Source organism: Pseudomonas pichavaramensis (genome assembly GCF_050473265.1).
Classification (GTDB): domain Bacteria; phylum Pseudomonadota; class Gammaproteobacteria; order Pseudomonadales; family Pseudomonadaceae; genus Aquipseudomonas.
The window spans coordinates 338,166-352,252 of the sequence record NZ_JBJKFJ010000002.1; the positions used below are offsets into that span (position 1 = coordinate 338,166).

The window sequence follows — 14,087 nt, forward strand, 5'->3', positions numbered from 1 at the left end:
GCGAGTCAGGGCGACTCACCGGGCCTTGGTGGGATGTGATGAATCAGTGACCGCCCATGCGGACGATGCGCTTAGGGTCAAGAAGAGACATGCCGAACAAGGTCTCAAAACGCCAGTGAGTCTGAGATGTTTTAGGAGTAGTCCAGCGCTGGAGACGGAAATTCCAGCCGGTCAGCGGGTCGGTGACGAACGTGGTCATAACGTTGCTGTCTTCCTGTGTCTCAATCTGTCGAGTAGCAGCACCAATGGCATTTTGGGTCATCAGAATGTCAACGTTGTGGTCTCCGACAACCTCAACGGCTGTGCCTGCGACGATGGGTGCGATCAGCTTCTCGTTGATCAGCAGCTCTATAGCTCCAGTCTCAGTAACAACCTGGTTAGTTGCAACGCTGTAGGAGAATCCACCAGCAACTTTGACGATATCGCCGTGATTGAACGTCGCGCCGACTGGAACGCTTTCGAGACGAAGGAAGCTCACACCAACAAGAGGGTTTGCCGAGGTGACTATGCCATCAGCCTGAGCAGCAGAGCCTGAGATGTGCTTCTCGATCTGCTGGTCAGTCGAGATGTTGATCCCAAACTTTCTCCCCATAATCGCTTCGTTGATCAAAGTCTGGTCACCAGACTCGCTAAGATTGCTGAAGTCTTTCAGGAGAGCCAATTCAGTATTGATACCTGTAACCAAGCGATAGTCGCGAAGCACCTTGTTCTTTTGAAGCACTGCACGGCCAGCCAGAATGTCATCCTTGTCGCGCTTAGCAATGCTTTCCAGATCGCCAGAATGCTGAGATACACCTTTGTAAAAACTGATGGCGTACAGGTTGGTTGATTCGACTACAGAAGTGATTGCCGCTTTCAGCGCCTGGGGAATAGTGCCCTTTCTGTTATGATTCATCGCCTGAACGTCCGACATGCAAACCTCTTGATAGAGGTGGATATTCAAGTCAATCGGTACACCTTGCGCAACGATGGGTGTTGGAGAAGATCCAACTGCTGGATCGAATACCTTGGCTGGCCCCAAGTCGATTGGAGCAGCTATGGTAACTCGATCACCAAAGTTTTTAGATTCGTCCGAAGAATCAATATAGATATTCTTCAAAAAATTTGCAGAGCCGCGAAGCTCGTCCAGAACGCCAACAGAAACGACTTCGTTCATGTAAGCATTAACGTCGTTCACTTCACCGCAAACAAATAATTCAGCTCTAATTGCAATACACATAATGGGACTCCTTTCCCTGGATTAATTTTAAGTTTCTATTTGTTCCTGGAGCCCCAAGCTCTTGAACAACACGCTCCGCAGCACAGCTGCAAGCTTATTTAATTTCAATAACATTAAGACTATTGAAATGCTTGGCTTCTGAATTTAGCCATGCTTTTTCTAGACTCTTTTTGGATTTCTTTTTGTTCAACATTGCTAGTGTTTTCTTTGAGAATTTCACGATCATTGCGATATCCTCAGGTCACCAGAGGCTCGCTGAGCAAACAACTTATCACGCTCTTGCTGGTTTGCTTTTGAGAGCAAGCCATGCCATTCCTTAAGCGTAACGGTACGCTTGCCATCCTGATTGCCACCGCCTTTACTTCCAGTTCCAGTCATCGGCTTGAAATAGTGAGGCTTGCTTTGCGCCAACCCTTGTATCCACTCCGCTGGGGTAAGTGGCTTACCATCTTTCCCGATGCGAATATTCCCATTCTTGTCTCTACTCACAAGATCTCCATCATCAGTTAGCGACCATTCGTTAGCAGCTACCATAATCAGGTCGTCTATTGCAGATGGCTGGAAGAATTCGTTTTTCAGAGCTTCTTGCCCTATAAGATTCCTCAGCTGGTACTGCTTTAGCTTGCTGCGCTCACCTTCGAGCGCCTTTTGCAGCTCAGACTTCTCGCCCTCCACGCCCTGGAGGCGGGTCTGCCAGTCCTGGTTGGCAGCGGCCACGCGCTTGTCCAGCAGATCCTGGAGCTGAAGCTTGCCTGCTTTCAGGGCATCAAGATCAGCTTGATCTTCAGCAGTAGTAGCCAGCCCCTTCAGCTGCGCTTCGAGCTTTTTCTTCTCATCCAGAATCTCGCTCTTAGACTTCTTCAGCGCCTCGGTTTCACGAGCTACAGCCTCACTGATTTTTGTGCCCAATATGCCGCTGATATATTCCTGACCTTCAGGCGTTTGAAATAGTGCTGCGAAATCTGGCTTGTCGTTTCCGTCCTCTTCACCACAGACGAAGAGTTCTTTAAATTGGTACATCCGTGTCATTGTTAATCCCCAAGATTAAAAATTTGTCATCCTTGACGGTTGGCTCATCCGTGAGCCGTTATCCTTCCTAGATACATATATTATACCACATATAAAATAATAAATCTCGTGTTACCGAGATTTATTTAATATTTTTAGAAGCTGCATTCAGCATTTTCTTCGACAATCTTATTAAGTACCTTCTTTCTAAGCTTAGGCTTCTTTGAATAAATTCTTTCATCATATGAGTAATAGTATTCTGCTGCCTCATCACCATTAACTGAATCCTCTTCATCCTCATCTTCTACTTCAACAGCTTCAGGCTCATAGTCATTCTCAACTTTAATCCAGGCCTCGCTAGCTAGATCCCTAAGCTTGTCTATATAGTCATCGTCTAGCTCTGAACTAAAACTTCTCTGTATTTCATCAAGACTCTCATCAACAACCCAATACAACAGCCTTCCAACTTTGTACCGATTTTCATAACCGTCACAATCAACAAGCAGGTATATCGAGATATCAACAGCATCTCCATCCCTGACAACATCAACATAGTAACCATCAAAAACATTACTCATAACAGCTTCCTTTTTTATTTTTAGAACTTCCGATTAATTTCTTAGTTCATACTTATATTATATTAACCAAATGCACCTCATGCAAATTTCCAGCTACCAAGTTTCCGTCTAAAACGACCACTTTTCCTTTTCTATGAAAATAAAAAATCCCCTGCTCTGGGGATTGTTTCATTTGTCGCCAAAAAGTTCTTACTTAGCTGTCAGACCTGTTGTCCTGTCTATGCAGATCCAGTCGTTTATCTGGCTGACATAGCGGCAGTCGTAGTTGCCGGATTTGTCCATAATTATGCTTGAGCACTGGTACAGAAATACGCAGCACAAGAACATGAAGAGTGCTCTCAAGAATATCTTGATGTCCTCTTTAGTGAAGCCCAGTAAAAAGCTCTTTGTGTCTCTGAATAGTGCTGCCATCATTTCCATTGTCTTGCTCCTTTTTTATTATTATAACATATATTTAATACACTTTTGATCGAAAGCGCTCAGTAGCGAATTCGGATGCGATCATGTTGTTGATGTCAGTGTCGTCTTCTTCGTTCATGAACTGATGACTATGAAAGAAGAAGGAGTCGGGACCGAAAGCATCGTAACCATCTTTGTAAAAGAGTGTTTTCAAGCCAAAGCTGATTTTGGCTGATTTGCTTTCGAGAGTGACACGCTGATACTGAACTGCGTATTCGTTTTCTTCTATACCCTCATCCAATATCTCGTAGCCGTCCTCCCGTAGGGGGTTGCTGAAGATGGTGTATGGGCCGAATTTCTTGCTTAAAGTTTCCATTTCTTTTCCTTTTCTTATTATTGTTATTTGCGCCCAACCCGGAGGCTGGGACTTGCTGGCATTCTTTTACATCATTCTTTCAATAACGTCTTTGCTCATACTCGAAAGATCAAGATAAAGCCTTTTACCTTCAATATATTCCAAACAACTACCTTCACTTTCTGTTTTGACAGCATCACAAAGTGCTAACTTGACAGTTTCGTAAGCATCTTCGAATTCTTGATCAATCCAGCTGCTATCTTCTGATATGTATGCGCCCGAAGTGTCGTCTTCATCCGAGACCAGCTTGACAGTGCTGATATGCAGAGTTTTAAAGTAACAAAGCCTATTCTTGACTTCTCTTAGCACTACTGTAATCACTGCATCTACAAGACCATGGTCGTCAGACTCACAATCAGCATAAGCTTCAAATATTTCTACACTTCTCATTTTGATTCTTCCTTTTATTATTGTTATTTGAACCATCGATTAATTTCTCAGTTCATATTTATATTATATTAATTGAATTCACCCATTGCAAATTTGCACCGACCAAGTTTCCGGCTAAAACGACCACTTTTCCTTTTTCCTGAAAAAATCTTTGGAATAGTGCTATATATATGGCAGAAAGATTTGTGAGTCGCTTACGATGAGAACAAGACTGCTTAAAGAGATAAAGGTGCGCAGAGAGAGCTTGAGCATCAAAACTTCAGCAATGCTATTGTTGGCCGGCATCAGGCGTCAGCAATACGAGAAGATCGAAAAATCAGGCAACCCAAGCTTGCGCACGCTCGACAAAATCGTCGAAGGTCTCGATGCTGAGATGATGCTCATACCAAAAGAGCACGTGGCGGCAGTAAAAAAACTGCTGTGCACTACGCCTTCAGTACCTTTTAAATACGAACCTCGTAAAATTACTCTTGAAGACTTTGACAAAGAAGTAACTGATCCCTGGCCGCTCATCGAAAACGACAATGACCAATAGCTCACCCTGCTGGCCCAATTCAGCGCAGCTGGTGTTTGTTTGTCATCAACAGCCCTTTTTGAGCACAACCCAATCGCCCCCAAAGCCTGGTGGGTGGGCTGGTTTCTTTGATGACAAAAAATCCTGGAGCCTGCCGGCCAGCGAAATTTGGACCATGGTCGCAAATGACCAGGCCATCCCTCACCCAACCACAAGGCTGACCTGGCTTTTCTGGACCATGGTCCACGCCCCAAGGCTTCACGAGAAATGGGTGTAAATGGGTGTCTTATTGGGTGTCGAATGGGTGTACCAAGGTTCTGCGGTCATACGCACTGCTGGGCAACTTGGACCATGGTCGCAAATGACCAGGCCATGCCCCCAACCAACGAGAAGGCTGACCAGGCTTTTTTGGACCATGGTCCACCTCGATCAGCTAGCTAAAGGCACTTCTTGCAGCAGTCGATCATCGTTCGCTGAGATGTCGAAATCAGCCCGCAGGATGCCCCTGCGCTTCAGCTCTTTCAGATAGTCGTCATGACTCAGATCGCCCATTTGACGCGCTGTAGACAGCGCATTCAGCTCTTCAACAGTGATCGTCACGCCATAATCTGTGCAAACGCTGACATCGACTTGCAGATCGCTGATCAGGTTGAATTTGCCCAAAAACCAAAAGGCTTTCTTGAGCGCATCCTGGAGCGCCTGGGCGATAGCTGCAATCTGGCTGTTGTTCTCGTTTGCTTGCAAGCTACGGCCTGTCGCGGTTTCAGCTGCACCGCGATTTGCGAGCATTTCGTAGCCGTAGATCTGCATTCTGACTTCCATGTCGCTGATGGCCTTCTGCATTGCTGAGATCGCTGCGCCCGAGTGCTCGACGTACTTCATGTCGCTGCCCTGACCGCCGATGATGGCGCTCTCGACACCAATCTTGATCACCGCATCTTCGTTCAAACCCGAGGCAAATAGGATCGGTACGCTCGCTGTATGAAGGATGTTCCGGTAGTCGCTGTCAGCCTGCCAATGGCCAAGGTTCAGGTATGCAAGATCAACGAATGGTGGCGGACAGAACAGCTCACCGCTGGGCACGTTATCAGCGAAGATGGGGATGAGCGGGATCTCAGCGACTGCGAAAGCGGTCCAGTCCTGCACAATCACGAAGTCGTCTTTGCCGGGCTCCGACTGCTGGTGGAGACGCCAGAAGGCTTGCCCTCCTTCGACCTTCCACTCCCGCACCTTTTGCAGCTCCGCCTCGTCGTACCCAACAACTACAACAGACTTCTCAAGGATGCGCAGGTACACCAGACGGTCGTCTTCATCGAATGCATATCCGAGGATGTCACTGCCCTTCACGACGTAGCAATACGCACGGCCACCAGCTTTTGGGGCATCTACAACCAGGTATGCAGCACCATCCCAAAGCACCTCTTGTAGCGCCTTCCTCGCCAACGCGGTGGTGCTGGCACCCTTCCCGTCCAGATTCTTCTCATAACCCGCCACCAAATCTTCCTGACCCGCTATCGCGGAACTCACGGAAACTGGACGAACAAACGGCTTCGCAGCATTGGCTTCAATAGCTCGCTTCGTGCCATTAAACAGCACAGAGCGCTTGAGCCTTGCGTCGTACGACTCTTTCGATTCAGCAGTTTCTGCTGGCAGGTACTCTGTACGAGCTGCACGCATCGCTTTCGTACCGCCTCTTAACGTGCGTAAGAGGTGCCTTTCCTCGTAGAATCCAGCGCATCTCGCGCTTCTTTCATTTACCTTGGTCATAAACTTTCTTCCCTGAATGTTTATATGTTTGACTTTTAATGTTTATTACACAAACTTGTTTCACGTGAAACTAACTTAACGAATTCCGTTCGTTACCTTAGTTACCGACTTTTTCATTGTTAATCTGTATGCTAGAGCATCCCACGCATGGTCATCAGGCCCCTTCTTACACGCATCCATGTTGTCCTCATCGCGAGCGATAGAGGGCAGGCAACCGATTAAATATCGGCATCCAGCGAAGATATAAAGGTGCGGTGAATCAGGTGAATCTAGCTTTGTTGCGCTCAAACGTTGAAAAGCGAGCTGCGCCGAATTCACCCTGCTGCCGGGAGCTTTGTCGGCAGGGACGAATTTCATGCCTTCAGCTTCGAGTTCTGCGGCGACTGTCTGTTGGCCCTGGACCTGTTTGCCGTTGTAAATCTGGGAGTCCGCCGCGCCTGGATGGATTGTGTGGCCAGCGAGGATGCCTGAGTCGGTGAGCCTCTTTTCTCGATCCTTTAGGCGTTTGCCGATGGCTCGGGCAGGGAGGAAAAGGCCTGCGTCTGGGGTGACTTGTTCGCCCCTGGCGTTCTCCTCGGTGCCGTAGTCCTCACCGATGACGATTATGCTGCCGGCAGGCGGACAAAACCTTGTGCCGTCCGGTAGCGTTGCTGCCTCTCCATTGGCCTCTGCATGCCATAAGCCGCAGTACGGCGTGGATTGGCCGAAGTCGAAGCTGCGGTCGATCCTCCAGCCTTTCGGGATCGGGAAAGGCTTCATCACTACCCTGTTCGACCAGACGGCGCCGAACATCGATGATGTGTCCACTGCGTTCCAATCGCCGAGGAGCCAAGCCGCACGCTTCGCTGGGTCAACGAGCTTCATCAACACATTCTTGATGTACGACTTATTGATGTAGATGTTTTCGAAAATCGTTCCGAAAAGAGCGCATAGTTGGCGTGTGCCATCATCGTTCAGCACGATCTCACCGGGCTTACGGCCCTCAATGAAGCGCTTGTATACCCAATGTCTGCCGATTCCCCACGGATTGGTCGTAGCTCTGACTTGGAGCGGCGGTATTTGTGGCTGCTCAGGAGTGGGAATGTAAGCAGTACGCAGCAATGACATCATCGACTCGTACAGCTCTGGCGTTGCCCAGGTCGCCAGCTCGTCCCACCCGATGTACGTCAGCTGCCAGCCGTGGAACTTCTCATAATCGCTGTGCTTTTTTATGTGACTGAACATCAAGACTTCACCGGTCGGAAAAACCCACTTACATACCTTTCCTCCGATCCAGCGCGCCCCCGGAAATGCTCTCGGGATGATGCGTTGAGATGTACTGATGATGTCCTCTAGGTTCTTGAATTCTTTTCGGAAGATGATGCCTTTCCAGAATGAGCCCCAACCTTTTCCTACGTGCTGACAGAACCCCATTATCAAAGCGTCGGATTTGCCGTTACCACGGCTGCCGTGGAACAGCAGCTCAGTGACAAGAAACTCTGGTTGGCCAAGGCGCAGGAACATCTCCTGTGAGCCCGGCATGGGCTTCCAGATGATCTTTCTAACGGCCTTGGCGGCCCTATGGAGCACGGGATTAAAGGAGGACATCAGACCTCCTCGACATCGGTTTCATTGCGCTCAATCAAAAGCGGCAGCGCATCGATCCACACTGCTTCGTAGACCAGCTCGGGCTTCTCGATGAAGCCTCGGCCTGGCCAGGGGTCATAACAGCAGGTGCCGGTCCAAAGGACGCAGTGAGCCCCGTTCCCTGATTCGGTTGGGATGGAGAGGATGGCTGGGCGGGTGGCGATTTGGTGCCAAAGATTCTTTTGGTTGAGCGCAAAACGGCCTTCGCGTTTGCCGAAGATGAGGTCCTGGTAATCGGAGGTGGTTGCGTAGCTGGCTGGGCCGAAGTGGGTCAGAAGAAATGCGTGCGCCTCCGAGAGCGTCACCCCGGTCGCTGTCGCTCCTGGGAAGGTGGCCAGCAGGTTCTTGTAGGTGTGCCCGGTCAGCATGGACAGGCACGCGATTACGCAGTCGCTTTTGAAGTATTGAGTGATGAGCTTCATTCTTCATCACCATCAGTTTCTTCGGCCTCGAACTCGGCCAGGCGAGCAGCCGCAAGGGCCGCAGTGCGGGACTGCTGCTCAACAACGTCTTCTGCCGTAAGACATGTAGACGCATCCGGGACAAGGACAACGCCGGTTTGGGACTCGGCCACAGGAGCTGCGTCGGACTCGCTGCCGAGGCGATCACCATCAGCGAACTCGTCATGAAATCGACGGCGCAGGATCGATTCGCCTGCACGCCAATCGCCGCGCCTTGCAGCTGCGATTACGGAGCTGACAGCAATATCTCGGACGGTCGAAAGCCCCTGCTCAACTGCATCCAGAAAATCTAGGAACAAGCACTCTCGGTCATCGGGCTCGAATGACTCGTCCTCTTCTAATCGTGCCCTGATTTCCTCTGCCTGTTGCTTCCAGCTGTGGAAGCAGGCAATGGAAATGCCTACAGCTGCTGCGGCTGATTTGAAGCTCGTAGTGCGGCTTATGGCCGTGCCGATCTTCTTAATCATCGCTGCGTCGAGCACGGGCCTCCTGCCCTTTTTAACTTCCTTCTTTTTCGCTGCCATTCGACAATCCATATCTAGCAATGAGGAGCGCATCCGTGCGCCCATCTTTGATTCCAGGTGTTCCGTCCTTCTTTTTGCCGCCCGTGAACACGTTTGCTTCAGGATAAAGCTCTCTTGCGAAACTGATTACAACATCATCAGCAGCTCCGGTAAGGCCGTGCCATTTACGCCACTCCTGCGGTCTCGGCATGACGAGTTCGAATCCAAGCGCCTCAACAACGCCGCGAGCAACACCAGCTGCTTCGCCAAAACTAAAGGCGCCAAGTCCGCCGTCGCCGGGGACGTAACCAACCTTTTCGATCACTACGGTCCCGCAGCGCCCGCGCAGCATGTCTATTAGCCGTCGAGCATCGACAACACCTCTTTTTCCCTTCTCGGTAAGCGGCATGTCATAGAGATCCAGCAATGAGCCATCATCACGTAAAACCGCGACTGCTCCTTTCTTGCCTGGATCTATCCCTACAATGACTCTTTCCATAATATACATATTATATCATATAATATTATAAAAAATCATTAAGATCGGGTTATTTGGTGACAAAAAAATGCCCCGCCGAGGAAAAAGGAATAACCGGGCGGGGCGAGGGTTGCATTTGGAGATGCAAGAGAAAGCAGGTTTTCTTTCTCATGCACTTATTATAGCATAAATTTATCAAATTCCTAAATTACAGCATCACTTTCTGCATTATTTTCTGATCTATCGACTTTGAATGCTGCCAGTGCTGTCATCTCATCGCACTCTACGAGGTGCTGGAAAGACCATGCCATATTTTCTTCTGAACTATTGCTAAAAGGAAATACATATGAGCACATTCTATCATATTGCTCTTTATTCAAGACGTATACTCTTGCACCGTCAACCATTTTCCTGACTTTAGACAATCCTAGCTTCGAAAGAAGGTTGGATATAAGCGTGTGCTTTTGGCGATCACTCTTCGCCTCGACTTTGATCGATACGAGTCCGTTCATCTTAAAGTCGAGCTGGTTATTGACAATGTACTCACATGCTTCAGAAATGCATTCTTCAGTCATGATTCCACTAACGTTTATCAGTAATTTCATTACCTTTTGAAGATGCTCGCGAATCTCAGAGTAATGTCCGCAGTCGATACCGGTCATTAACTTGTCTCTTTCCCTGAATTTTTCGAAGCCAGCAAGATCGAGCAGCAGGCACTTCATGTTGCGAATTTTTGAGATACCAGCGCCTTCATTATAGAACTTCACATCGTCCTCATTGACTTCTTCGAATATCTTTCCGGTAGCGTCAGCTACGCCGATCAGATTATTTATGTAATATTCTTCGTCGTTTTTGGTTTTCTCAAGCTTTTCCATCGTTTTTGATTCTATTGCACTCTTTGCTTTAAGAGTGCCTCTTGTTACGCCTTCTTTCACTGCTTTTCTGCCGCTCTTGAAGATTTTCGATGCCTCTTCGTCAGCTTTTTTCTCTATAGCAAGTCTGCTTGTGCTGAATCCCTCGTGCTCAAAGCCAATTGATAGCCACTGCTGAAAGTTGTTTTTTTCACGTGCGTTTAGGTGCAGTTGCTGAAAAGCGATAGTGTCGAAAACTTGATCACCGCTTCCGTAGAATTTTGCTATAGCCTCTTTCTTTTCGACCGCAAAATTACTGGTGTGATGAATGCCGACCACAACTCTTCTCGCTGTTCTGTCGCGGAGAACAAATTGCTTGGCGTCATCAACACTGACTATCGCACCGAATATACAGAAATGAGCATCGAAATGCTTGACAGTGATACTGACGGAGGACTGCATTGACGGGCTGTGGCAGAGCACATCGTATTTAACAATTGCCTCATTTGGGTTAGCAATGAATTCAACAACTTCATGATTGTCTTTAGTAACCTGCGTTACTAAAAGAACTTTTTTACCTTGATCTCTGGCAATTTTGGCTACTGTCTCGGCCTGTTTTCTCGAATCTGATGAGAAAAGAACCTTCTTGTTCGCAGCCAAAGCTCTGAGAATTTCTCTCTGTGTTGACTCTACCGATCCGAGACATACATTAATTGACGAATAATCAGCATTGCCCTGCATAAAATTTATCGTTCTGCCGGCAAGGCGTACGTAGTTAATCAGCACATCATTCACAAATGCTTCGCAGAAAAGCACCAGGCGCGCATTCTTAATGAGCCCAAGAATCTCGTGAAAGACGCCGATACGGTCGCCGGTGAAGTCTTTTTGCATCAAATGACGCAGCACTTGGGCGGCTTCTTCTATGATGACGATGCCGCTTTGATGCGTATGAACCCTAAACCTCTCATTATCGCATTTATTAATTACTAGAGAGAGTGATTTGAGTTGATCTTCGCGTTCCTTAATACTGTCGTCATTGTACTGCTCAACAAGGTCAGCGATAGCGCTAGAACGTGCGATGGCGATACGATGAGTCAATACCGTTGATTTCTCGCCAGATTCGATACCGGCTTCGATCAGCTTGCGAATGACATGCTTTGTTTTACCTTTTCCCATGCCGTCTGCTAGCACATGAACACCACCCTTTTCGAAGATCTTGGCAGCATATGCTTCTAACTCAGCAGATGCTTCTGGGCCTGGCTTGCGGTGATCCAAGAAGCTACCGACGATCTGTGAATCGAGCCTGATCTTGCGGCTGTGCTGGTATTTGATAATGTCACTATCAATTGCTTTGTTAAGCAGATCCAGTGGATTTTCATCCTTTTCAACACTGAAGCTCAAGTCTGAAACAGCATTTCCAACAAGTTTTACGGCTTGATCCCGAGACAGCGAGAAAGGAACTTGGCGAGCCACAGACGCAACAAAACGCTTAATATTCTTGAGAACGCCCGCTTGAGCAGCGACCTCATCAATTTCAAGAGATGAGTAACCCTTCAAGCTTTCGATGTGGGTATCGTTTACGAAATACAAACCGGCTTTATATGCTCTAGCAAGCTCATAACGCTCAGCATAATTCTCATCTGTTACGAAGATTGAAATAGATTTCTTAGTTTCTGGCCTTGCTTCTGAGAGCAGCTTTACTACCGACTCTAAATTTTTCTCTGCCTTAACGTACGTATAACTCAAATCTGTTATGTCTTCTGTACCAACCACCACTACAGCAGTGTTTATGTCATTTACAGCGTGCTCCTGTTTTTGACCCTTATAGAATGTTTTATTCATTTTAATTTTTAACCTGTTATTATGTTTTACGCATCTCCGGCGCAGTGCTATATTGCACATTCTTATAATAACACTAATTTTTAACTTTTAAACACTAATATCGAAAATAATTAAAAATATTTTTCCAGTCAATGAGATTGTCTTTTTATTACCACTTCCTGCTTTCATATATATAAAACAGGAGGAAGTGGTAAATATCTAATCCCGCTTCGCGGAAGGTATCCAGTGGTTGTGTTGGTTGTAGCTTTGCGTTTATTACCACTTCCTGCTTTCATATATATAAAAGAGAGGGAAGTGGCACCCACCCCCCCCAAAGAACCACCCCCAGTGGCCCCTTTCCCCGCAGGGGGTTAAAGCGATGCAAAATAATTACAAAGAACTTGACCACACCAAAAACAACACTACTTTTATGTTATAATTATGGCATGGACAAGCACGAAAGGAATAATAAAAATGCGAACTGTTAAAGAGCAGGTAAACACAAGAACAGCAGAATACGTCAGCGAATCACAAGCAGCAGCAATCCTTCAGCTTGCAGTCGGAACGCTGAGAAATCTTCGAACAGTGAAATCTAATGGAAAGCCTATCCCGCACGTAAAAGTTGGCGGAAAGATCTTTTATAAGAGAGACGACGTAATCGCATACAAAGACAAGCCGAAAACTCGGCTAGAGCATGAGTACCCACGTATTCCAATTCTTTTCAAAGACGCTCCTCTTCCTGATCTTGATCCACAAGCAAGGCTTACTACAGCAGAAGCAGCCCTAGCCTTCGGTATTTCTAAAGCATCCCTGCAAATATGGCGCTCAAAGCGCCAGTTCCTTGGTGTTCTGCCCTTCATCAGCATAGGCCATGAAATCCATTACAAGGCCGGCGATCTCGCAACCTTCGTCCGTGAAGGGCGGGCTTACTGGAAAGCCCGATCCATTGAGCTTGGCATCACCTTCCAGCCGCACCCAAGGTCTGGCAGAGCCGCCTGACAGTTCCATTGTCATCCTTGACATTCTCTTCCAAAGGCACAATATTATGCCGGAAAATATATTGAATGTCAAGGTGATTCACATGGATGAAGCTCCGTCAAGGAAAAAATCTCAGGGCCGCCCCGCTCTCAGCACCCTAGAAAAGCAGCGCCGTTTGGTTGCCCGTTTGCACGAGAGCCTGGCCGAAATGGAGCGTGAGATCGAAGAAGAGTCAGGCCACCTGTTGGAAGAGGACGACGTGCAGCGCCACCTGTTACTCAGCACATTCCTTCAGCGCCTCAACTTTGCTCGCGAAGCTGCGAAATTTGAGCATGAAGGCCTGAAAGATGAAGCCAAGGCAGTTCGCAGTAAGCTGAACCTGTTTCGCCCTCAAGGCTTCACAGAAGAAGCCTGGAGCGCCCTCCCTGACTCGGAAAAGCGTTTGGCCCCTGGCAAGCCCAAAATGCCAAGGGAATTAGAGCTAGCGCGCATCGAAATCGAGCGAGACGACGAGCTAGTTAAGCTCCGAGAAATGGAGACGGAGGCAGGGGAAGAGCAATCTGATATTGAGACGCTTCGCTCCAGGCACGGAAAAACACAGGTCGGCAGGCCCGGAAAAGACATACTGGGCATGCTCGACAAACAGATGTACACAGCTTTTTACAAGCGCCGCGACCTCGACCCTAACCCCGCCTCCAAAGCCATGGGCCGACCGCAAAAGTCATACGAAGAGCGTTACGCATACTTCACAAGCATCATCGATCACTGCCGCCAAGAGATTGCTGAGGGCGAGAGCAAGCTGAACCTCGTTCACCTTCAGCTTCGCTACCTCAAACGTCTGCGCGACAAGGCCACCCGCCTCCGCCTTCAAATCAAAACAGCTCTCGGCCCCACTCTCATCACGCTCAAAAAAGACCTGTCCGTCATCGAAGACCAGATCCAGCTCGAAGCTGGTTTGCTCAGCAATTACCAAGACAACTACATCACGATGACTGACTCTCAGCTACAATCCCGCCGCACCGCCGTAGAAAAGAAAATCAAAGCTTTCGACTCACTAGAATTCACCACCGACCATTAAA

General features: G+C 48.0%; 13 protein-coding genes. 2 read left to right on the forward strand and 11 right to left on the reverse strand.

Going from position 1 to position 14,087, the window contains the following annotated elements:
* Nucleotides 1–43: 43 nt before the first annotated feature.
* The 5 genes from ACJRW5_RS05155 to ACJRW5_RS05175 form a co-directional block, all read right to left on the reverse strand.
* Nucleotides 44–1,219 carry a major capsid protein gene (locus tag ACJRW5_RS05155; RefSeq protein WP_484569456.1) on the reverse strand — a complete coding sequence of 392 codons (1,176 nt, stop codon included), beginning with the start codon at nucleotides 1,217–1,219 and terminating at the stop codon, nucleotides 44–46.
* Nucleotides 1,220–1,441: 222 nt separating this feature from the next.
* Complete coding sequence (locus tag ACJRW5_RS05160; protein ID WP_484569457.1) at nucleotides 1,442–2,248, reverse strand: V-type ATP synthase subunit E family protein; 807 nt, start codon at nucleotides 2,246–2,248, stop codon at nucleotides 1,442–1,444.
* A gap of 134 nt (nucleotides 2,249–2,382) precedes the next feature.
* Nucleotides 2,383–2,805, reverse strand: a complete 423-nt coding sequence (locus ACJRW5_RS05165; RefSeq protein ID WP_484569458.1) for a hypothetical protein — start codon at nucleotides 2,803–2,805, stop codon at nucleotides 2,383–2,385.
* Between the two features lie 454 nt (nucleotides 2,806–3,259).
* Nucleotides 3,260–3,580: a hypothetical protein gene (locus ACJRW5_RS05170; protein ID WP_484569459.1), complete on the reverse strand. Its 321-nt coding sequence runs from the start codon at nucleotides 3,578–3,580 to the stop codon at nucleotides 3,260–3,262.
* 66 nt (nucleotides 3,581–3,646) lie between these two features.
* Nucleotides 3,647–4,009: a hypothetical protein gene (locus ACJRW5_RS05175; RefSeq protein ID WP_484569460.1), complete on the reverse strand. Its 363-nt coding sequence runs from the start codon at nucleotides 4,007–4,009 to the stop codon at nucleotides 3,647–3,649.
* A gap of 244 nt (nucleotides 4,010–4,253) precedes the next feature.
* Between ACJRW5_RS05175 and ACJRW5_RS05180 the strand changes: the two genes are divergently transcribed.
* Nucleotides 4,254–4,544, forward strand: coding sequence for a hypothetical protein (locus ACJRW5_RS05180; protein WP_484569461.1), 291 nt, complete (start codon nucleotides 4,254–4,256; stop codon nucleotides 4,542–4,544).
* 408 nt (nucleotides 4,545–4,952) lie between these two features.
* On the opposite strand, the gene ACJRW5_RS05185 is transcribed toward ACJRW5_RS05180, so the two are convergent.
* The 6 genes from ACJRW5_RS05185 to ACJRW5_RS05210 all read right to left on the reverse strand — a co-directional run bounded on the left by ACJRW5_RS05185 (nucleotide 4,953) and on the right by ACJRW5_RS05210 (nucleotide 12,051).
* On the reverse strand, nucleotides 4,953–6,290 hold the full coding sequence (locus ACJRW5_RS05185) for a DUF4055 domain-containing protein (RefSeq protein ID WP_484569462.1): 1,338 nt from the start codon (nucleotides 6,288–6,290) through the stop codon (nucleotides 4,953–4,955).
* A 75-nt stretch (nucleotides 6,291–6,365) separates the two neighbouring features.
* A complete protein-coding gene (locus ACJRW5_RS05190; RefSeq protein WP_484569463.1) occupies nucleotides 6,366–7,877 on the reverse strand; it encodes a hypothetical protein in 1,512 nt (503 codons plus the stop codon).
* Nucleotides 7,877–8,338 (reverse strand): hypothetical protein, encoded by a 462-nt coding sequence (locus ACJRW5_RS05195; protein WP_484569464.1) that lies wholly within the window; start codon nucleotides 8,336–8,338, stop codon nucleotides 7,877–7,879. The genes ACJRW5_RS05190 and ACJRW5_RS05195 overlap by 1 nt, the downstream gene beginning before the upstream one ends.
* Nucleotides 8,335–8,901: a hypothetical protein gene (locus tag ACJRW5_RS05200; protein WP_484569465.1), complete on the reverse strand. Its 567-nt coding sequence runs from the start codon at nucleotides 8,899–8,901 to the stop codon at nucleotides 8,335–8,337. The genes ACJRW5_RS05195 and ACJRW5_RS05200 overlap by 4 nt, the downstream gene beginning before the upstream one ends.
* Complete coding sequence (locus ACJRW5_RS05205) at nucleotides 8,876–9,388, reverse strand: hypothetical protein (protein ID WP_484569466.1); 513 nt, start codon at nucleotides 9,386–9,388, stop codon at nucleotides 8,876–8,878. The genes ACJRW5_RS05200 and ACJRW5_RS05205 overlap by 26 nt, the downstream gene beginning before the upstream one ends.
* A 173-nt stretch (nucleotides 9,389–9,561) precedes the next feature.
* Nucleotides 9,562–12,051 carry a hypothetical protein gene (locus ACJRW5_RS05210; protein WP_484569467.1) on the reverse strand — a complete coding sequence of 830 codons (2,490 nt, stop codon included), beginning with the start codon at nucleotides 12,049–12,051 and terminating at the stop codon, nucleotides 9,562–9,564.
* A gap of 1,060 nt (nucleotides 12,052–13,111) precedes the next feature.
* On the opposite strand from ACJRW5_RS05210, the gene ACJRW5_RS05215 reads away from it, so the two are divergent.
* Complete coding sequence (locus tag ACJRW5_RS05215; RefSeq protein ID WP_484569468.1) at nucleotides 13,112–14,086, forward strand: hypothetical protein; 975 nt, start codon at nucleotides 13,112–13,114, stop codon at nucleotides 14,084–14,086.
* Nucleotide 14,087: the final 1 nt, after the last annotated feature.